Origin of the sequence: Pseudoalteromonas sp. KG3, from assembly GCF_030436385.1 — a bacterium.
Taxonomy (GTDB): domain Bacteria; phylum Pseudomonadota; class Gammaproteobacteria; order Enterobacterales; family Alteromonadaceae; genus Pseudoalteromonas; species Pseudoalteromonas prydzensis.
The window spans coordinates 1639032-1659487 of the sequence record NZ_CP098523.1 but is presented as its reverse complement, the minus strand read 5'-3'; the positions used below and the strand labels follow the sequence as shown (position 1 = coordinate 1659487).

23 protein-coding genes are annotated in these 20456 nt (G+C 40.5%); 17 read left to right on the top strand and 6 right to left on the bottom strand.

Features of this window, described 5'->3' with window-relative positions; all coding sequences use genetic code 11:
- Window positions 1-314 precede the first annotated feature (314 nt).
- The 4 genes from NDQ71_RS07980 (at window position 315) to NDQ71_RS07965 (ending at window position 2081) form a co-directional block, all read left to right on the top strand.
- On the top strand, window positions 315-824 hold the full coding sequence (locus NDQ71_RS07980; RefSeq protein ID WP_192542167.1) for a hypothetical protein: 510 nt from the start codon (window positions 315-317) through the stop codon (window positions 822-824).
- A gap of 111 nt (window positions 825-935) precedes the next feature.
- On the top strand, window positions 936-1262 hold the full coding sequence (locus NDQ71_RS07975) for a hypothetical protein (RefSeq protein WP_192532262.1): 327 nt from the start codon (window positions 936-938) through the stop codon (window positions 1260-1262).
- A gap of 73 nt (window positions 1263-1335) precedes the next feature.
- Window positions 1336-1560, top strand: a complete 225-nt coding sequence (locus NDQ71_RS07970; protein WP_192543246.1) for a hypothetical protein — start codon at window positions 1336-1338, stop codon at window positions 1558-1560.
- Window positions 1561-1661: 101 nt separating this feature from the next.
- Complete coding sequence (locus NDQ71_RS07965) at window positions 1662-2081, top strand: molecular chaperone DnaJ (RefSeq protein WP_192543247.1); 420 nt, start codon at window positions 1662-1664, stop codon at window positions 2079-2081.
- Window positions 2082-2265: 184 nt separating this feature from the next.
- Here NDQ71_RS07965 and NDQ71_RS07960 read toward each other — a convergent pair whose 3' ends face one another.
- Window positions 2266-2394, bottom strand: coding sequence for a group II intron maturase-specific domain-containing protein (locus NDQ71_RS07960; protein ID WP_225736795.1), 129 nt, complete (start codon window positions 2392-2394; stop codon window positions 2266-2268).
- 463 nt (window positions 2395-2857) lie between these two features.
- On the opposite strand from NDQ71_RS07960, the gene NDQ71_RS07955 reads away from it, so the two are divergent.
- On the top strand, window positions 2858-3853 hold the full coding sequence (locus NDQ71_RS07955; protein WP_192543252.1) for a fatty acid desaturase: 996 nt from the start codon (window positions 2858-2860) through the stop codon (window positions 3851-3853).
- 86 nt (window positions 3854-3939) lie between these two features.
- Here the strand turns inward: NDQ71_RS07955 and NDQ71_RS07950 are convergent, their stop codons facing one another.
- Complete coding sequence (locus NDQ71_RS07950; protein WP_301562541.1) at window positions 3940-4839, bottom strand: IS982 family transposase; 900 nt, start codon at window positions 4837-4839, stop codon at window positions 3940-3942.
- A gap of 72 nt (window positions 4840-4911) precedes the next feature.
- On the opposite strand from NDQ71_RS07950, the gene NDQ71_RS07945 reads away from it, so the two are divergent.
- The 4 genes from NDQ71_RS07945 to NDQ71_RS07930 all read left to right on the top strand — a co-directional run bounded on the left by NDQ71_RS07945 (window position 4912) and on the right by NDQ71_RS07930 (window position 7799).
- Window positions 4912-5853 (top strand): AraC family transcriptional regulator, encoded by a 942-nt coding sequence (locus tag NDQ71_RS07945; protein ID WP_301562663.1) that lies wholly within the window; start codon window positions 4912-4914, stop codon window positions 5851-5853.
- 246 nt (window positions 5854-6099) lie between these two features.
- Entirely contained in the window at window positions 6100-6771 is a 672-nt protein-coding gene (locus NDQ71_RS07940) for a CsgG/HfaB family protein (RefSeq protein WP_192542011.1), read from the top strand.
- Between the two features lie 12 nt (window positions 6772-6783).
- Window positions 6784-7137 carry a DUF4810 domain-containing protein gene (locus NDQ71_RS07935; protein WP_192542012.1) on the top strand — a complete coding sequence of 118 codons (354 nt, stop codon included), beginning with the start codon at window positions 6784-6786 and terminating at the stop codon, window positions 7135-7137.
- A complete protein-coding gene (locus NDQ71_RS07930) occupies window positions 7134-7799 on the top strand; it encodes a DUF799 domain-containing protein (RefSeq protein ID WP_192542013.1) in 666 nt (221 codons plus the stop codon). Before NDQ71_RS07935 ends, NDQ71_RS07930 begins: the two co-directional genes overlap by 4 nt.
- A gap of 93 nt (window positions 7800-7892) precedes the next feature.
- Here the strand turns inward: NDQ71_RS07930 and NDQ71_RS07925 are convergent, their stop codons facing one another.
- Complete coding sequence (locus NDQ71_RS07925) at window positions 7893-9101, bottom strand: MFS transporter (RefSeq protein WP_192542014.1); 1209 nt, start codon at window positions 9099-9101, stop codon at window positions 7893-7895.
- 159 nt (window positions 9102-9260) lie between these two features.
- On the opposite strand from NDQ71_RS07925, the gene NDQ71_RS07920 reads away from it, so the two are divergent.
- From NDQ71_RS07920 to NDQ71_RS07900, 5 genes are all read left to right on the top strand, one after another.
- On the top strand, window positions 9261-10985 hold the full coding sequence (locus NDQ71_RS07920; RefSeq protein WP_064667229.1) for a VWA domain-containing protein: 1725 nt from the start codon (window positions 9261-9263) through the stop codon (window positions 10983-10985).
- A gap of 37 nt (window positions 10986-11022) precedes the next feature.
- A complete protein-coding gene (locus tag NDQ71_RS07915; protein ID WP_192542015.1) occupies window positions 11023-11604 on the top strand; it encodes a sigma-70 family RNA polymerase sigma factor in 582 nt (193 codons plus the stop codon).
- A complete protein-coding gene (locus NDQ71_RS07910) occupies window positions 11594-12226 on the top strand; it encodes a hypothetical protein (RefSeq protein ID WP_192542016.1) in 633 nt (210 codons plus the stop codon). The genes NDQ71_RS07915 and NDQ71_RS07910 overlap by 11 nt, the downstream gene beginning before the upstream one ends.
- Before the next feature lie 87 nt (window positions 12227-12313).
- The gene (locus tag NDQ71_RS07905) at window positions 12314-12577 is read left to right on the top strand and encodes a helix-turn-helix domain-containing protein (protein WP_192542017.1); all 264 of its coding nucleotides are present in this window, start codon (window positions 12314-12316) and stop codon (window positions 12575-12577) included.
- A gap of 2 nt (window positions 12578-12579) precedes the next feature.
- The gene (locus NDQ71_RS07900; protein ID WP_192542018.1) at window positions 12580-13797 is read left to right on the top strand and encodes a type II toxin-antitoxin system HipA family toxin; all 1218 of its coding nucleotides are present in this window, start codon (window positions 12580-12582) and stop codon (window positions 13795-13797) included.
- Window positions 13798-13822: 25 nt separating this feature from the next.
- Here NDQ71_RS07900 and NDQ71_RS07895 read toward each other — a convergent pair whose 3' ends face one another.
- Together NDQ71_RS07895 and NDQ71_RS07890 are read right to left on the bottom strand one after the other, a co-directional pair.
- Window positions 13823-15877, bottom strand: a complete 2055-nt coding sequence (locus tag NDQ71_RS07895) for a TonB-dependent receptor (RefSeq protein ID WP_192542019.1) — start codon at window positions 15875-15877, stop codon at window positions 13823-13825.
- Window positions 15878-15941: 64 nt separating this feature from the next.
- Window positions 15942-17522, bottom strand: coding sequence for an ATP-binding cassette domain-containing protein (locus NDQ71_RS07890; RefSeq protein ID WP_192542020.1), 1581 nt, complete (start codon window positions 17520-17522; stop codon window positions 15942-15944).
- A gap of 404 nt (window positions 17523-17926) precedes the next feature.
- On the opposite strand from NDQ71_RS07890, the gene NDQ71_RS07885 reads away from it, so the two are divergent.
- From NDQ71_RS07885 to NDQ71_RS07875, 3 genes are all read left to right on the top strand, one after another.
- A complete protein-coding gene (locus NDQ71_RS07885; RefSeq protein WP_192542021.1) occupies window positions 17927-18346 on the top strand; it encodes a hypothetical protein in 420 nt (139 codons plus the stop codon).
- Between the two features lie 103 nt (window positions 18347-18449).
- Window positions 18450-18785: a hypothetical protein gene (locus tag NDQ71_RS07880; protein ID WP_064667236.1), complete on the top strand. Its 336-nt coding sequence runs from the start codon at window positions 18450-18452 to the stop codon at window positions 18783-18785.
- A 112-nt stretch (window positions 18786-18897) separates the two neighbouring features.
- Window positions 18898-19971: an energy transducer TonB gene (locus tag NDQ71_RS07875; RefSeq protein ID WP_301562540.1), complete on the top strand. Its 1074-nt coding sequence runs from the start codon at window positions 18898-18900 to the stop codon at window positions 19969-19971.
- A 46-nt stretch (window positions 19972-20017) separates the two neighbouring features.
- On the opposite strand, the gene NDQ71_RS07870 is transcribed toward NDQ71_RS07875, so the two are convergent.
- A complete protein-coding gene (locus tag NDQ71_RS07870; protein WP_301562539.1) occupies window positions 20018-20446 on the bottom strand; it encodes a hypothetical protein in 429 nt (142 codons plus the stop codon).
- Window positions 20447-20456 lie beyond the last annotated feature (10 nt).

The window sequence follows — 20456 nt, the reverse complement described above, 5'->3', positions numbered from 1 at the left end:
GCCTGTTAACCTGCTCGTGTCATGCTAATGATGCTTTTCGGTAGCTGTAGGGTAAATTTTGATATTGACAAAGTATAACAGCTAATTGAGCGGCCAAACGTTGATTGCGCACATATTCAAGGATATAAGCGACGCGCGTATATTGTTCTATTTAGCTTTGCTTAAAGATAATAGAAAACTTAGTGATAGTAATATATTAGCTAATTTGTTAAAACTATATAAAGTAAAAAATGAGTGTGGTCGGAGCAGAAAGATCCGCCCTTCGCGCACTATAAAATTGTTAGGTGTCAGTCACGTGAAAGATAGAGGTTGTTTTGAAAATTGACTATGACGTGAATCTATATAAAAAAATTGCAAACTTTAGTGTAAATGAAGTAGTGCAGGTATCGAATAGAAAGGGAAGAAGAAGCACTATCCATATCACTAATATTACAAAGCTCTCATGGCAAGACCTTCAATTACTAGTATCCGCTGGTTCGGATAGATTCAGTAAAATGGTATTTATCTACCGAGAGTATTCTAGTAAGCAGCAAGTTTCAGAGTCAGTTATTAGAGGTAAGCCTCTTTCTGAAAATGAGTCCAAGGAAATTAATGAATACATAAAGATATTCCGTGAGTATAATTGCACAAAGCATCATGAGGTTAACGAAATCATAGCTCAAAGTGGAAGGTGGGATAACTTTAAAACTATTCGCTCTTTAAATGATCATGGTGAACATAAGGAAATAGAAGGCATACAGCCGCAATACTTTGAAATTGTATGCAATATTCTTAAAATATCTGGCGAGAAAGGGCTGCCACTTGATGGGTATAAAAAGTATTAAAGCACCTAACAAGGCAATGAAAAACGCCCACAAAAAACGTGGGCTGGACTCGCTAACGCTCGCCTTTTATTGAGGCGTTAGCGATTACGAAAATTATTGAAGGAGATCGAGATGTCCGAAGGTTCACCAGAAAATATCGAGCAACTTGGTTCGATCAATAAAAAGATCGTGGCCGAAGGAGAAGAGCTTCCCGCAGTCACCCTTAAAGATGGAAGTAAGGTACAAACAGGTACGGTTGCCACGATGCTCCGCAACGTCGCTTTATACAACGCAGGTGAGCGTGGCGAGGTAGAAGAGCAGCTGAAGATCGCAGTACCGACCTTGATTAAAGTTGGATTGTTTGAGCTATTCTCCGTTGATGAATGGATTAACGGTCAAAATCCTGGGCGTAGTTTAGTTGGCCTGTACGCTAAAGAATACCTTGGCAAACAAAGCTAACAAGTCGCTGCAATTGACCGCTGTTCCGCTTCGCTCTACAGCGGCAACTGAGCTTCGGCGTTGGAGGTGAGCCGTGAATTTGATTGTGGCAATTGGATTTTTAGTTGGTGGTCTGGTTGTGATATTCACGCCCACTAAGACACTTTTGCGAAATGATTATGGCGCAGGAAAAATGTTTTACAAAGTAGAAAAAAATGAAGACGATGGCTTAAAAAATGCGCGTAGGTTTTATAACAAACTTGGAGGTGCATTTGTGTTCGCCGGGGTTTTTGGTATTTTTTTTACAATTGTTAGTTAGTGAAATTGCAATATAACAAGCCAAGCCAGCGGGAATTTTACTCGCTGAAAAACGCTCACAAAATCCCTTGCTTGGGGCGTTGTAATAGACGAGTAACTTTCATGAAGTACGTATTTTTATATTTTATTTTGTGTTTTTTCTGCTCTAGTTCATTTGGCGAGGACTTGGGATACTCTGGCTTTAACAAAGAAGGCGAAACCGTAGAGGAAACATTAGCTCGTCTGATAAAAGACAAATCATTCAGTGTTTACGATCACGATGGTTGGACTATTGCTAGTTCGAATGAGGGAGTAATGTATAGCTTTACGCCTTCCAGTCATCCAGCTTATCCCGCCTATGTAAAAAGGGATGTGATTGAGCGTAACGGCGCTATTTATATTGATATGTCGGTGCGTTGCGGAGCTTCAAAGAAGGTGTGTGATGATTTGGTTCGCTCGTTCCAAGAGTTAAACAAAAAGATAATGCAAAGCATGGGCGGTTCATCTCCCGTAATGAATATTGATCCAAATATCTCTCAATGACGCTAAACCTTGTGACGCTAGATAGTCATTGCCTAGCGGAATGTTAATTCCTTTTGTTTTTGAGCTTCGACAAGGGCCTTCGCTTCCAAGCATCTACTTTGGGTACTGGTGATACCACAGGCTATGGCGAGTCGTTCGCTAACACCCAGTTTCATAAACCGCGTATTTTAGTGCGTGTTATTTCTTATAAATAGCGCCATTGCCGCCAGTAGCACATACTTATCCTACGACTGATCCAGAGATCTAAAGCCACCGCTAGCTTATAAGCATTGGCTATAAGGTAATAGTATACCCAACCGCGTAAACACTTCATGGAGCTAGCATCTGTATTACTCTAAAGCGCAGCGGCTCTTAACCCTTTGTGAATAATTCAATTAAAGATCTTTTGCACAAAGAGAAGAGAATGAGAAGTAAATGAGGATGAACTTGAAGGCTAAAATTGGTATGTGAAAACCGCTAGGGACAGGTCTTGTCTAACCCCTTTGTTTCCAGTAATAATTCTTACAGGTCAAAAGACTGCTATTTTAATTTAAGTCGATTTAGCTACGACTAACTTACCCAACTGTAGTTATATTAAAAAAACATGCTTGACTTAAACTAACCGCACTTTTATTTTTTCGTTGCTCGTTGCTCGTTGCTCGTTGCTCGTTGCTCGTTGCTCGTTGCTCGTTGCTCGTTGCTCGTTGCTCGTTGCTCGTTGCTCGTTGTTCTCGCTCTAGCAGCTTTTTATTTATTCGGGTATCATTTGCGGCAACTTTGATTATCAGTTGCTATTTATGACTACGTTAAGTGCTAAGGAAAATATTCAAGCCATTGTTAAGGCGATTAAAGCGGAAGAAGCCAAGCTTCGTCAAAAGCATCCGTTATTAGCTCATCAAAATACACTCGGGATGGCTATTTTATTATTATCATTCAGTGCGTTAATTGGGGTTGGTGTACTTTATTACTTTGCTATTATCCCCGCGTGGTTGTGTATTATTTTAGCGGCCATTGCAGCGTCAATTTCCCACGAGCTTGAACACGATCTTATTCATAAACAGTACTTTAGTAATCAACCTTTTCTGCATAATTTTATGATGCTCACGGTGTGGCTGATGCGACCCAACACGATTAGTCCGTGGTATCGTCGTAAAATGCACTTGCACCATCATAAAGTGTCGGGCACTGAGCAAGACTTAGAAGAGCGCTTAGTGGGTAATGGCATTAAAAAACCATGGTTACGGGCGTTAGTAATTGTTGATGGCTTACTGGGCTTATTGATTAACGCTAAACGTTTTAGTAAAGAAATCAAAGGCTTTAGCTTTTTTAAGGTATTTAACGCCGGGTTTCCGGTTACCACAGTGTACTTTGCTATTTTATACAGTGTAATTGTGTTTCATTTAGTTAATTTATTTACTCCACTTGCGGCTAATTCGCCGGCGTTGCTGCTGGACATTATGGCGCTGTTTGAGTTTTTAATGGTGGTGTTGATTGTGCCTAATATTGTGCGGTCAAGTTCATTAAATTTTGTTACTTCATCAATGCATTACTACGGCGGCGTTAACAATATGCTGGAGCAAACTCACGTATTAACTAGCCGATTATTTATGCCGTTTCATTTGTTTTGCTTTGATTTTGGTCGAACTCACACTATTCACCACTTTGTGCCGAATCAGCCATTTTATTTACGGCAAATGATCAGTAAAAAGATCCTTGCCGTGATGAAAAAACACGGTGTGCGCTTTAATGATTTTGCGAGCATCAAACAAGCAAATCGCTATCAAGCTTCTTAATATCAAGGTACAAATTACTAATTGACCTCAAGCTAAGTTAAGGTTTTAACGTCGTTATCTAACTCAATATTTAACCTGAGATCTGGTTAAGCCAACATTAGATTATTACTCTCTAAAATTTCAAGTTCTTGCGATGTTAAATCTAATGACGGCTTTTCCTCTTTTAGGCAATAGGCAATTAATCCACCAAGTAAATTTAGCATAAAGCCATGCATACTGCGGTGTCTAGAGTGTTCAATGTAAGAAATGTTTTTCAATTGATCATTCACCGTTTCGATTATAAATCGTTTTTTCAATAAAGCCCTGTCCCACAATGAAATAAATTTTTTCTTCATATTCTTTCGAACCGTCGTGATTAACTCGACACCTTTTTCTAGTAACTCACCAGAGAGCGCTTTGCTGATATAACCTTTGTCGCCATAGAGTTTTCCGAAGATAGAGTCCGCCATATCAGAAACAGGCTCTCGATCATCCACATTGCCCGTTGTGAGCTTTAGCGCCACAATCTCACCTAAATGATTAATTATTAAGTGTAGTTTGAATCCATATGACCAACCCATAGTGCCTTTTCCATGATGAGCAACGCCTTCAAACACTTTATTTCTTTTAGCTCTGATGATGTGACACACTTCTATTTTAGTGGAGTCAACAAATTGTATACCTGTGGGCTTGCCAAGTTTTGATGTGAGGTAACTGCACATCGGAACCACCACACTAGGCATAAGCGCGAGAAACCTTGTGTAACCCAGCAACTCTGGAAAATAAGCTTTAAGTTGACGGCAAACATAGTGAAGATAGTAGTTTTTGAAATCTCTGTAATGTGACTGGTGAAAATGGATGATAATAGTCATCACCTCTGACGGAGATAAGCGGCATGCTCTTCGACGCTTAATTTCACCATTTTCGAGCAATATACGCTGCCAGGTTGGGAAAAATAACTTTGAAAAATCATCGACATCACAGTACGTTTCAACTAACTTGTTCATGCTCGTTCCTTTTTGTTCTAATCACTCTTGGTCGAATGATCGGATCATGGAACGAGCATTTAGTTCCTTTAAATTAGTAATTTCTTATCCGAAGCTCAGGTTAAATTATTACGTGGAACGGGCATTTTTGCTGAAGATTTGCTTCGTCCTGAGTTTTACCTGAGCTTATCGCAACTATTACGATTGCTAAAACAGTTTCACCGTTTAATGCCAGGGCGAGATGCCGCTTTTCAACTAGGGCATCGACTATTTCCTTCTCCTAACGCTGAAACAAGCGCTATTTTATATAGTCAAAACCTCACTCAGGTGCTGCGCTTATTGAGTTGTTTTAGGCTACAGTTAGCGCCGTTATTATTTGCCTATCATTATCAGCATAATGGTTATAGTTATTTACAGCTTAATGATGCGGTGGGTATGGATGAGCAACAATATCAATTTGTGGTTGAGCTTTACTGTTGCTTATTGGTCTCGGCGAGTCGACATTTGCTGGGTGAGCGTATCCCTTTTTGTTTTGAATTTCCCTTTCCACGCCCGCGTCATATTTACGAATATGAAGAACATTTAGGGCTTAGACTTGCCTTTGACCGACCCTCTCTGACGGTTAAATTTGCGCAGCAATGGCTTACACACCCTTTGCTGCAAGCGAGTCAATTACGTCGTAAATTGGCGATGCAACAAGTCAGTAAAAAAATGCTTAAACAGACCTTTATTGAGCTGATCAGCAACTACCTGCACCGCCATCGCCAAGCTAACTTGCAACAAGTCAGTGAGCATTTAAATATGAGTACGGCAACACTGAAACGGCGCTTAAAAGAGCATAATTTAAGCTTTTCGCAACTACAAGATCGGGTCAATATGCAGCAGGCATTTCATTTACTGACCGTGCAAGGGTTGAGTAACGAGGTAGTGGCTGAAAAGCTTGCTTTTCATGATGCGCCAAACTTTCGTCGAGCCTGTAAACGCTGGACAGGATTAACCCCCACAGAGCTTAAAGCATTGGCGCTTAGTAAATAGTTATTTAAGTTGATTATTTTTGTAAAAAAAAGTATTCATTTTCTAAAAATGTATTTAAAATCTAAACAAGATTTACCTACCTTAGAGCTAATACCAATCTTACCTAAAATACTGATCGTTTTAGCAGGTTAACTTATTGAGTAACTGCGTTATAAATTTCGCTGTGCAATTGTTGTATCGTCGCGTTTGCGTCTTGGCGATTAAATATTATGGGTATAACTTACCTAATTATATGGAGTAAATTAAATGTTAATAAAAATAAAAGTATCTGTCGTTGTTGGCAGTGTGCTGATGATATTGTCGGGATGTACTGCAACAGAGTCATCACGCACTATTGAGGCCCCAAAAGTGGCGTCTTATCAAGTGGCTTACAGCGGTGAGAAAAGTAAGTTGTCGGTAGGCAAAATGCAAAACCGTTCCAATTTCCAAAATGGTATTTTTAATACCGGCACTGATTTACTTGGCTCACAAGCAAAAACAATACTGGTAACTCATTTACAGCAAAGCAATCGTTTTGTCGTTTTAGATCGCACTAATATGGCTGAAATTGAGCAAGAGTCAGGTTTTTCTGGTGCCCAGCAAAATATTAAAGGGGCAAGCTTTGTGGTAACGGGTGATGTGTCTGAGTTTGGACGAAAAGAACAAGGCGATCGTCAGCTGTTTGGTATTTTAGGAAAAGGCAAATCGCAAATAGCGTATGCCAAAGTTAATTTAAATATTATTGATGTGACAAGTTCTGAAGTTGTCTACTCAGTTCAAGGTGCTGGTGAATATAGCTTATCAAACCGTGAAGTTATTGGTTTTGGTGGTACGGCAGGCTATGACTCAACACTTAATGGCAAAGTACTGGATTTGGCAATGAGGGAAGCCGTAAATAATTTGGTCAAAGGCATTGAAGCCGGTTATTGGAAACCTTAATTAGGAACGAATATGAATAAAATAATAACAACAGCTGTGCTACTACTGACGGTGTTGACTGGCTGTAAGACGGTCCAACCCCTTTATTATTATGGTAGTTATGATGTTAATCTTTATCAACATTTTAAAGCCGATGATATCTCAGTGGCAGAGCAAATTTCACAGCTCGAAGAAACAGTGCAAATGGCTGATAATAAAAGCTTGTTGATTGCGCCAGGGATTTTAGCCCATTTGGGTTACCTGCACTTAAAACAGGGCGAACTTGATTCTGGCTTTGCTTATCTTGAAAAAGAAAAAGCTTTGTACCCAGAGTCTGAGCAGTATATTAACTTTTTAATCGAAAATGCAAAAGGTGGTAAGCAATGAAGGCATTAAAATTAGCTATTTTAATGATTGCGTTGGTCATTTTATCGGGCTGTGCTGCTAAGCCTGCACCTTATGATTACACGGCTTATAAAAATAGTGATCCTCGCTCTGTTTTAGTACTGCCTCCGTTAAATAATAGTAATGAGGTGATCGCGCCTTATAGTGTGTTAGCGACAATTACAAAGCCATTAGCTGAATCAGGTTATTATGTATTTCCTGTTTCTTTAGTGTATGACACGTTTATGAATAATGGCCTCACAGTAGCACAAGATATTCATGCAGTTGCCCCTCAAAAATTGCATGAGATATTCGCTGCTGATACAGCCCTATACCTAGATATTACTGAGTATGGTACGTCTTATGTGGTCATTTCTAGTGATACTGTGGTGAAGTTAAATGCAAAGCTCGTTGATCTGAAAACCGGTGAGTTGCTGTGGCAAGGTACTGCCAGCGCTGCTAGTAGCGAGCAACGTTCAAGCTCTGGTGGTGGTTTAGTTGGGGCGCTTGTTTCGGCAGCGTTAACCCAGATTTTAGAAACTGCGACAGATGCAGGGTATGATGTATCAAAGGTAGCTGCGGGAAGATTATTATCGGCTGAGGCCTATAATGGTTTGTTGCATGGTCCTCGCTCACCTAAGTACGGACAAGCTGTCAAACTATAACAGTTTAATACTTAGATAAAATACATAAAATGAAGCTAGCTTGGCTAGCTTCATTTATATTATTTAACCTGAGCTCACATCAGGTTATTTAGCTTAATTAGAATGTTTAAGCGTAATATTGCGGCCCCCTAAATAGCCAAATACGGCGCACAATGCACTCGCAAAAGCGCATAACCACAAGGTAGTTGTCCAATTACCAGAGTAACTATGTAATGCTCCTGCGATAATCGGCCCAGAGGCGGCAAGTAAGTAACCCAAGCATTGCGCCATACCTGACAGGGAGGTGGCTTGTTGGGTATCATGAGTACGTAAGCTAATAAACGACAAACCTAAAATAAAACAAGCGCCTGAGCAAAACCCTAAGGTGACCGCCCACAGTGAGGCAAACTCAGGTAAATAAAGCAGCCCAAGTGAGCCTGTTGCGGCTATTAGTGCTAACAAGCTGGTTAAAATACGTTGATCTTTAAGCTTTGCCAACAATGGTATTAAGATAATGCCAGGCACTGCAGACGCTACTTGAAAGGCACCTTGTAGCGCACCCGCATGCTGAGCTGTATGGCCACCTTCAATCAAAATACTCGGCAACCAACTAATCATAATATAGGTAAAAAATGAATTTAACCCCAGCAGTAAGGTAATCTGCCACGCAAGTGCTTCGTGCCATACTTTGTTGCTGTTAACACTCGCCAGCAGATCTTTGGTGGGCTTAGTATGCAATTTTAACTGCGGTAGCCAAACAATAATACTCACTAGGGTAAGTAAGCCATAACAAGCAAGGGCTAATTGCCAGCCCATACTTTTATATTCAGCCAGCGGAATAATAAGCGCGGCATAACTGCCACCAAAAATACCCATCGCTAGTACGTAAGTAGAGGTCATTACCGCCACTTTATGTGGGAAGTCGCGTTTAATTAAACTCGGCAACAGCACGTTACCTATTGCGATGCCAATACCTATGATAGCGGTGCCTAAATACAACATAGCTGAAGAGTTTATTAATCGTGACGCCAGTCCTAGGCCAATTAGGATTAGTGCGATAAATAACGATATTTCCAAGCCTTGTTTTTTAGCTAGGCTTGCCGCCATTGGGCTTGCCAGTGCAAAGGCAATTAATGGTAAAGTAGTGAGCATACCGGCTTGAGAAGGGGTTAAAGCAAAGCTTAAGATAATTTGCTCAAGCACAGGAGCAAGCCCTGTAACCGGTGCGCGTAAGTTAGCGGCAATAAAGATAATGCCTAAAATTAAAATAGCAGAAGAAAAAGCAGTTCTTTTAATGGCAGTCGAGTTCAAAACTAAAATCATCAATAAGAAAGAGGGAGCGCAATTATAGTCTAAGGAGACACTGCGTTGATATTAAATGGGATGAATAGATTTTCATTTCAAAAATAATTAACCCCACTTTTTAAAGTCATCCGTTTATAGGTTTAGTAATTCATATTTAATAAAAGCTAAGGTGACTTTATGAATAACAAGATGAGTAACATCCAAGCAATTAATTTACGTTTAACGGTGTTGAGCCTTGCGGTTATAGTTGGCTTAACCGGTTGTGAGCAAAGTTCACAAAGTGAGGTTGATGAACAACAAAACCAAACAAACAATGCGGCGAAGAGCAAACAAAACGATGAACAGCAATTAGAGCTACAAGTGCAAACAAGGCAGAGACAACATGCTGTAAGTTATGAAGCCATGCCGCAAGGGATGATGCATGCAAGTGTTGCTATGCAGCGCCCGATATTGCCGCCAGATCCAGTTGATGACGTGGTATTGGTGTCAGAGCAAGATCGTGAAAACTATTTAAAATCCCAGCAGAATCCAGTTAAACAAACAGTCACTGAGCCGGTATCTACTTTCTCAATTGATGTAGACACGGGCAGTTACAGTAATACTCGTAGAATGTTAAATATGGGGCAGCTGCCGCCAAGTGATGCGGTACGCGAAGAAGCTTTTATTAACTATTTTGATTATGACTACAGTGCGCCTGAAACTATCAGCACACCGTTTAAGGTGCATACTGAGGTTGCAACGGCGCCTTGGAATGAGCATCGGCAATTACTTAAAATTGGCATTAAGGGTTTTGAAATTGAAAAAGCTGATTTAAAAGCGGCGAATTTAGTGTTTTTACTGGATGTATCTGGCTCTATGAATGCACCCAACAAATTACCCTTATTAAAAACCAGTTTAACCATGTTAACTAAACAATTAGATGAAAATGATTCTGTTGCCATTGTGGTGTATGCCGGAGCCGCAGGCGTGGTATTGCCAGCAACTAAAGGCAATGATCAACAAGCTATCAGCGCAGCGTTAGATAAGCTGGCCGCAGGCGGTTCAACAAATGGCGAGCAAGGCATTGAGCTTGCGTATCAAATAGCACAGCAGAACTTTAAAAAAGACGGTATTAATCGGGTGATTTTGGCCACCGATGGCGACTTTAATGTAGGCATGCAATCGGTTGATAAGCTCAAAGAGCTGGTGGCAGCAAAGCGCAAAACGGGCGTTGCACTAACCACGCTTGGTTTTGGCCAAGGTAATTATAACGATGGCTTAATGGAGCAATTAGCTAATATTGGCAACGGCCAACATGCGTATATTGATAACATTAACGAAGCACGCAAAGTACTGGTTGATGAACTCAGCAGTACCATGCAAATTATTGCCAAAGACGTAAAAATTCAAGTGGAATTCAATCCACAGCAGGTGGCTGAATATCGTTTAATTGGTTATCAAAATCGCGTACTCGCTAATGAAGATTTTAATAACGATAAGGTCGATGCCGCAGAGTTAGGGGCAGGGCATACAGTAACGGCGTTATATGAAATAACCTTAGCCAACTCCGAGCATAAACAAATTGATGAGCTGCGTTATCAGTCTAAAACTAATGAGAAACCGGTTGCCAGCAATGAACTCGCTTTTGTAAAAGTGCGTTTCAAACAGCCTGACGGCGAGCAAAGCGAATTGCTTACGCAAGCTATCAGTAGTGATAAAATACAGCCGTTATCGCAGGCAAGTTCCGATTTTAAATTTGCCGCGGCAGTTGCTGGGTTTGCCCAGTTACTAAAAGGTGCAAAATATACCGGAGACTGGCAGTATGAAGATTGTGCTAAATTGGCAACCGCTAACAAAGGCAGTGACACATTTGGCTATCGTAGTGAGTTTGTGCAACTCGTAAATAATGCTGCGGCATTATGATTTAAGTAGCGGCACAGTGATATAAGTAAAGGACGTTATGACAGAATTAGCTGATGAGCAATTAATGTTGAGTTATGGACAAGGGGATGTACAGGCTTTTTCGCAGTTGTACACCCGCCATAAAAATAGCTTATATCGGTATTTTTTACGCCAGTGTGCAAGCCCGCAAGTGGCTGAAGAGCTTTATCAAGAAGTATGGAACAAGCTAATAAAAGCCCGTTCGCAGTATCAAGCGAGCGCCAAATTTACTACTTGGTTGTATCGTATTGCCCATAATGAATTAATTGATCATTACCGCCGAACTGGTACGCAAAGTAAGTGGTTAGACGACGATAATCAAGATCTTGAAACTGCCGATTTTGCCGATCATAACAGTCAATCAGCTGCTGAAAAACTTGATCAAGACCAGCAAGCCGCGCAGCTAAAAGTGTGTTTAGCGCAATTGCCCCGAGAGCAAAAAGAAGCATTTTTACTTAAACACGAAGCTGGTTTTACCCTTAAAGAAATTGCCGAATTAGTGGCAGAGACTACTGAAAATATAAAAAGCCGCATTCGTTACGCGCAAGCCAAGTTAAAGCAATGTATCAGATATAAAATGGAGACTAGCAATGAGCGATAAGTTAACCAGTCATGATATTGCTTCACTTTATAAACGCGGTGCTACGGAGCAGCCAAGCTCACAACTTGATGAGCAAATACTAAAACACGCAGCAGATGAGGTTGCAGATAATAAAGTCACCCCAATTCATAAACCTAAGCGCTTTTATCAAACTTGGTATGGGCAATTATCGACTGCGGCATCACTGGTGTTAGTCGCTGTTTTATATGTGCAAAATAGCGAACAGTATCAACAATCGTCACAATTGAATGAGCTGCAAATTTTAGCTGATGAACAGACTGCTTTAGCACCTGCGGCCTCGCCTGAAATGATGCAAAGCGCAACACAAGAGCAAGCGCAAGAACAAGCTCAAATGATGCAATTAAAACAAACCCAGCAGCGCCAACAAAGTGAAAAAATGGCTGGCAGACAATTTGCCGCACCAAGCATGACAGCGAAAAGTGTGTTGTTATTAGAGCTTGAAATTATCACCGCAGAGGTAGCAAATAAATTTAGGCGTATAGATACATTTATTGCAGATGGTAATATCACAGCCGCTAAAGCACAGCTGACTGAATTATTAGCAGCGCACCCCGAACTCAAGGTGCACTTAAATGCGCAATATAAACAGCTATTACAATAAAAGATAATCCACTTAGGTTCGCTATATGGCTATCTTTTTAGTTTTATACTACTATGTTCGCTATATGGCGAGTTTTTGGTGGCTGCGATGAATAGAATAGAAATAGGAAAAGTGCTTGCTCAGGCGCGCAAAGAAAAACAACTAACACAACGTGAAGTGCAAAAATTGACGAACATTAATAAAAGCACACTATCTGAAATTGAGAACGGTAAATTTACAGGGTCATTGGATATCCTTGAGCGTTATACGCATTATTTAGATTTTGAGCTAGCTGTAGTACCAAGAGCTTTGTCTAAATCACGGTTACCTCGTTGGGATGAGCTAAGTGAGCTTTTTAGTGAGGATAGTTAGTTATGGCTTTTAACCTACCTGAAAAAGTACAAAAGTTGACTGTGTGTATAGATGACAAAGAACTAGGTGTGTTAACTCATGATGCAATACACGATTATAAGCAAACGCAAAATGAGTTTAATCTATCATTAACTATGACTGAAAAAGGCATGGATGATAGTTATCGCTCTGGTGCATTGCATCCTATTTTTGCGCAAAATTTGCCTGAAGGGCATAACCGTAGATACATTGCACAAAGGCTTGCTCGTTACGCCAAAGTTAACGACATGTACTTATTAGCTTTGCAAGGAAGTGATGGCATAGGCATGTTATCTTACCAAGGTGACTTTAAATTACCGCAAGTTGATAGCGTGCCACTTAACGATATTCTTACGTATTCTGACACACAGCCTTTATTTCCCCAGTTATTAGAAAAATACTACCTCAGAAATACCTTGTCAGGGATGCAACCCAAAGTAAGTATTCCAAGTGTTGAGCGAACAGTTCATCAAAAAGATCTGATCGTAAAATCATTTGATGAAGAGTTTGAACTGCTTACGGTTAATGAATATGTGTGCATGCAAGCCGCTAAATATTGTGGTCTCGCACCGCCAAATACGTATTTATCTGATAACCTTGAAACATTTGTGATTGAACGCTTTGACCGTGGTGAAAATGGCACCCAGTTGCTAGGTTATGAAGACTTTACAACTTTGATGAAACGCTCTTCAGATCCTGATGAAAAGTACCGAGGAAGTTACGAAACCTTATTGAAAGCGACTTATTTATACACGAATAATATGCTCGAAGTTGAAAAAATGTATAAGTACATTGTTTTCAGTTGTTTAATTGGTAATGGTGACGCCCACCTTAAAAATTTTGCGCTGCAGTACACGCCAGATATGAGCAATATTTTTGTTTCTCCACCTTTTGATATTACTCATACATTAATTTATTCAACCATCAATAATAAAATGGCACTTAATATTTGTAAGAGTAAAGAGTTCCCAGACTATGAGCACTTAATTAAGCTGGCTAATCAAGGTCATATCGTAATTAGGAATGCGCAAGAGATTGTTGAATCATTAGCGCAAGGGATTATCGAATATGTTTCAAGCTCACAAGAAGTCTTGCTCTTAAGTGGTTTAAAAGAGTCGATTTTAGCTGGCGTTGATAAAGTGATGACTACAACTTATAACTCAAAATCATATCGCCATGATAAAAAGAAAAAGTTTGAGTAAGAGCATAAATCACTTAACTCAATATTTACCAAGAATAACTTGCTGAGAACATCACATTACGTGGTCGCCCAGGGAAATAACGGTCGCCAGTAAAACTGGTGTAATCGGCACGCTCGGCATAGGCGGCATCAAGAAGGTTGTTAATTCGTGCGGTTAGTTTTAATTGCTCAGTGAGCTGCCAAGCTGCGCGTAAATTAATTAAATCATGACCTGCGTAGCTGTGTAAGTTTTCAGGATCAGTAAAATAGTCGCTGACATGATGCCATTCAATCGCAACTAGGGTGTTATGACTTACTTGCCAGTTCGCTTGTAGATTGGCGATGTTACGTGGCGCTGTGTCTATGTCGTTGCCGTTAATGTTTACCCCAGATAACACTTGGTCATAGTCGTAGGTGTGCACCGCATGGCTTGCAGCAAGGGCAAGGTTTATTGACTGAGTAAGTTGATAATCAAGCTCAAGTTCAATACCACGGTGCTGAGTTTGCCCGTCATTAATGGTAAAAAAGTCGCTGTCGCGAAAAATTACGTTTTGTTTGTTCATCGCATACGCTGAGAACACGTAGTGCAATTGTTGATATTGCCCTTTTAGGCCTATTTCAAGGTTATCTGCTGTTTCTGACTCTAGCTCGGCAACCTGTTGCTCGCGTTGTAACTGATAAAGCTCAGCCGCTTGCGGCGCACGGTAACCGCGAGATAGGTTTGCATATAAATAATTATCAGCACTTAATTGATAACTCAGGCCAAGTTTAGGGGATGTATTGGTAAATTTATTTTCGCCACTTGGCGGGCGAGAGTAACGACAACCGCCCATTGCGCATTCGCTGCCATCTTCTTTTGTGCGCCCAGCGAGCATATTATTGTTGTAATCGTAATTGAGTTGCTCAAAGCGCGCGCCTAAGCTAATAGCGTGTTGCTGCCATTGCCAATCAAGGCTAATAAAAGGCGCGAGTAGGGTGCTGGTTACATCGTAATCGTAATGCTTACCTTGCGGCACAGTTGCTACTAAAAATGGCGAGCCTTGAGTTGGCTCGTCTTGATATTGGAGAAAGTCAGCACGAGTGTATTCGCCGTCTAGCCCTAAGTTTATAGTCAGTTCATTTGAGTAGACATGTTGCCAAAGTGATTGAATACCAACGCCAGTTTGGCTATTTTCTTCAAGTGGTGTGCCCGGTAAAAAGTGCTTAAAAAAGGTCATACTTTGATTGCGCACATACGGGGTAATGGTGAGTGTATCTTGTGCTGTTTGCCACTGCGCCTTTGACCAAAGCCGCAATGAGCGGGCGTTTCTAAAGGCGTTAGGGTCAAAATTTTGCTGAGCTATTTCATCGTCTTTATAGCTTTCAAAGCCTTCGATAAAACCTGCTGTTTGTTGATCTAAATGGGTGTAGCTCAATCCTGTAGTGACGGATAGCTCATCACTTGTATAGCGATGGCGTAAATTGAGTTTTTCTTGGTCGACGCTTTCATCATCACGGTAGCCGCTATCGCGAGTGACACTGGCGTTAATACCAATGCCTTGATCACCCAAGTCTTTACCGCTTCTTAGTTTTAAACGACTGTAACCGTACGAACCTAAATCAACGCCGAGCAAATGTTCATCATAAGTGGTATCTGGGGTGATCACATTAATAACCCCGTGCACAGCATTTGAGCCGTAAAGGGCAGAGCCTGGGCCTTTTAATACTTCAACCCGTTCGGCCATTTCAGTGTGCGCTTCAAATAACTCGTTAATATTACAAAAGCCTGCTGCGCGCAGGGGGATGCCATCTTCGGCTGTTAATATGCCGCCACAGGCACCTGCGCCAGAAAGAACCGGAGAGCGCAGTGCGGGCAAATATTCTTGACCGTTACCATGTTGTACATTGGCACCTGCGACTTGCTTTAATACTTGCTCGATATGGGTCGGTGCGATTAAATCTAACTGTGCTTTAGTGATACTGCTGATCACTAAAGGTAGCGGATCGGCGCTGACGTCAACGCGAGAGGCGGTAGTAGTAATACGTTCAATAGCTGTACTTTTTTGCTGACTTAATGCATGAGTACTGATAAGTAACAATGGGATTGCAACGAGTGAACGCATTATTTTCCTAATGAATTTAATTATTTAACAAGTATAAAGTAGCAATTTTAATACTTGGAAGCAATTAATACAGGTTGAGTTGTTGGGTAAGTTGGCATTGCTTTACAAACACCTCATCGTGACTTACTAATATAAAGCTGCCAGTAAAATCAGCCAGATTTTGTGTAAGATGTTGTTTGTTATCAAGGTCCAAATGGTTATCGGGTTCATCGAGTAGCAATAAATAATCCGCAGCATTTTGCGCTGCAATTAACATGGCTAATTGCATTTTCTCGCCGCCGCTAAGTTGGTTTATTGGCCTGTATACATCATCGCCTTTGAAACCAATATTTGCCAGTAGGTGGCGGATTGTTTGTAGCTCAAGTTCGCAATGTACCTCTAGTGCTTTAACTAAGCTGTCAGTGGCGGTTAAAAATGAGCAGTGTTGGTCAATATAAAGTACCTTGCTGTTTAGTTGAATTGCCGTTGCCGTGGATGATTTTGTCGATTCGCTGATCATTCTCAGTAGCGTTGATTTTCCTGAGCCATTAGACCCTGCTATATGTAATTTATCGCCAATGTTAATTTGTAAGGTTACAGGGTTTTTACTACAACCATAAGGCAGGCAAAGTTTATCAATAAACAGTAAGCGTTTATTGCTGGTGGGTTGCTTGAACTTTAACTTTCGTTCAATACTGTCTGGTAGTTGCTGTTGCAGTGTTTGCCGTTTTTCGGCTAAGGTGTTTAGCTTAGCTGATGCTAAACGCTCGCTAGCACCTTTACTTGCTTGGGCACTGTTTTTCTTAAAATCTAACATCACTTTAGGTTGGCTGGCGCTGCTGCGATGTTTATTGCCTTGCGCCGCTCTTTGCTGCGCTTTTTCATGGTTTAGTTGGGTTTGTTGTTGGTGTTTTTTTTGCTCTTTTGCGAGATGAGCAATTTGTTTAGTTAACGCTGTTTGTTGCAGTGCTTTTTGTTTGCAAAAATGCTGGTAGTTACCGGTTTCGTAATGGCTACCGAGACTGTTTAACTCAATGATAGCGTCGCAGTGATCAAGTAATTGACGATCATGACTCACAATAACGACTTGCCCTTTAAACGCATGCAATTGCGTTATTAACCATTGCTTTGCTGTTTGGTCTAAATGATTACTTGGTTCATCTAAAATCAGTAAATCAGGCTGTGCTTGCAGGGCACAATAAAGTGTTAAACACCGCTGTTGCCCAGGGCTCAAGTGGCTTATTGGGGTAGTTAGTGGTGCTTCAATAGCTAGGCTCAACAACTGTTGTTGATAGTTTTGCTCACATAACCAATCGTCGCCGATTAGCGCAAAATCTGCCTCAGCAATGCTCCCGTGCGTAATACGTGCAAGCGCTGCCAGCTTTTTATCTATCCCCAATAATTGGGCGATAGTGCTGGCTGAGTCTTGTAAAGAGTGATCACTTAATTGCTGTTGCGATACGACTAACCGAGTGCCGCTAAACTCAACATGTCCGGAACTGGCTTGCTGTTGGTTTGCCAATATACTCACCAATATTGATTTTCCGCTGCCATTAGCACCGATAATCGCGGTGAGTTTCTCGGGGATTGAAAAGTTTAGCTGGTTAAATTGTACATAACCATTAGGGTGTTGATAGCTTAAATTGTGAATGTGTAATGTATGCATAATGCCTCTGGAGTCAGCAGGGCATGGCGCGCAAAGCTATTAAATTAACTAGGAATCGATAAATCGATAACGAGAGATATGACGAATTTTGCGCCCACTAACCCTGTAAATTCAAAAAATAAAAACGAATTTCAACAGGTGTTAGTTATTCATTAATGCGCAAACTCCAATTAGGAAAGTGAGTTAATAATATACGAATATGCTGTGGGTTGTCAGCCAGTTTTTATTATTTTTTGTTTTACAGCATGTTATTTTTTCTATTGGCTATAGCTAACTAATTGTTTGTTAAAACACGAAACTGTAAGTGCTCACTATCTTTACAAAGTTTACAATTTCTTTCATCTTTCATTCAGGCAGACTTGTTAGGCTTTAGCTATTCACACAGATTATGCTAGGAAGTCGTTATGAATAAATTAATCCCCTTGTCTTTGGCTGTACTTGGTTTGGGCCTATTACCGTTTGCAGCAAGCGCTAAGCACGAGCGCGAACATGACCGTTATGAACATTACCATGAACACCATCATGAGCATAAAAAACACAGTAAAAAGCATCATAAAAAATATTCTAAAAAACACCGTAAGTCTGCATACTATAAACAGTTGCCGCCGGGCTTATACAAAAAAATAGGGTATGGGCATGGTTTGCCGCCGGGTTGGTATAAAAAATATCATCGAGGCGATCGCCTTGATAGAGATATTTATCGCCGTGGCCGAGTGATTGAGCGCCATGACCGTAAGGGTCTAATTTTATTGGAAGTTGATGATCAGCTAATCCATTTAGTGCATGACACCCGAGAGATCCTGTCGATTGTTACTCGTCACTAAATTTTTACAAAGCCACAATTGAGTGCTGGATTATTTTCTTTTTTTCATAACATGTTCAGTCACTATTGCTATTCTTTAAATGAATTAAATAGGGAGTAAAATTATGAAAGCACTGATATCGATGGCTTTGCTTGGTTTAGTACTTTGCAGCGGCGCTGCTGTTGCAAAAAATGATAACCATGACAAAGACAAAAATAAAGGCAAAGGAAGCTTACCACCAGGGTTGCAAAAGAAAGTTGATAATGGTGGTCAATTGCCTCCTGGTTGGCAAAAAAAATACCACAAAGGTGACCGATTAGACGACGATATCTATCGTCATGGTCGAGTTATCAAACCGATAGACCGTGATGGTCGTATTACCATTGAAGTAGACGATACTATTATCCATATGGTGCATGATACTCGCGAAATTTTGTCAATTTTAAGTCGCTACAATTAAAGCTACTTTATAAAAGCACATGTTAACGGCATTGTTAGCTTGTGCTTTTAATCGTTATTTTAAAGTGCTAGAGTTCCCTTTAAAGGAATTATAAATAGAATAATTAGTTGTTATGTACACTTATATTAAAACGTTTATTAGTTTCGCTTTTCTCGCCTCAGTTAGTACAGTCTCTGCGAATAGCGCTTTTGAAAAAGGTGTTGTTGAAAAAACGTATACACCAGCGCAAGTTATTGAGAATAAAAATGAAAGCTTTCCAAAAAGTTATAGTGGGTCACGGCTAGAAGGTTGGGCTTTACTCTCTTACGTGGTTGCTAAAGACGGATCAGTTAATGATATTGAAGTGATCAGTCACTCGGCTGTTGTAGATACTCAAGCTGAAGCGCAGCGCTATTTAAATAACTTAGTTTTTAGCCCAGCAATCAAGGGTGAACAAGCTGTTGAGAGTGGTTATTTATTTACTTATCAAGCGGGTAAATATTTTACTGGTTATGCTAATGATAAAGCGAGTCGAGGCTTTATCAGTGGCTATGATGACGTTAACACTTTAATTAAAGAGAAAAATTTTAAAGAGGCTGAACTTGAACTCGCACAGCTTTTTACTGATCATACTAAAAATACCGCAGAGCAAGCTTTGTTTGCATGGCTAAAAAGCCAGTTTTACTATTTTCAGCAGCAGTGGCAAGGTTTTGATGAACAAGTAAAAGTCGCCTATTTATTGCGTGCGCAATTACCAACAGAGCTTCATTATACTGTGGTAAAAAGTGCGTTGCAGTGGTTTATTTATAAGCAAGATTTTTACCTAGCGTACAACGCAATAAACTCCCTTGGGAAAATTGAAGGTAAAGTATTTACTAGTGAAAATAAGCACGCTACGACAAAGCAAGTTGATGAGCTATTAGCTCAAACAACGGTGATAAATACAGAAATTACACTTCATGATCAGCAAGTTGACTATATTTCCTTATCACGCGCTAATATTGTGTTAGAAAATGCTCAAAATCTGGAGCAAGTTGAGCTTAGGTGTGCAAATCAAGTGGTTAAGTTTAGCCCATCAAAACAGATAGTGTATGCGGTTGACCCCGCAAGCAGACGATGCGGTTTATTACTTAAGTCTAAAAAATCCGAGCAGCTCACATTAACTCAAACGGGTGAAATAATAGTTGGTTTGTCAGACTATAAATGATCGGCAATACTCATTGTGAAAGTTAGCGAGGAATATAATTTCTTTGCTAACTTTGATCCTCTTGCACTGCATAACGCCAACCTTTAAAAACTAGGCGACTCGCAGCACCTGATGAGCCGTTATTACCACCTGTGCTTACATTACCTAGTGCAGTATCGTAGTGAATACCACCAGCCCCTGATACATTCACTGTATTACCTAACACGGAACCTTTAAAGCCAACTGCCGAATTTATTTCAACATGACTATTGGGTGCGTAAATAACGGCGTAAACTTGCTCAGTGCCACCAGAAAAGCTCACGCCAGTACCAGCACCGGCATAATTGCTATAAATGCTAAACACTGGTTTGCCTTGCGCTGTAATACCATTTGCGGGGGTATAAACTTGCGCACCGCCACCAACGTTAAACTTACCCTGAATTATGATAGTTAAGCTGCTTTGCTCTGGAATAGTCAATGAGCTTGCCCCATCCATTGTAAAGTCA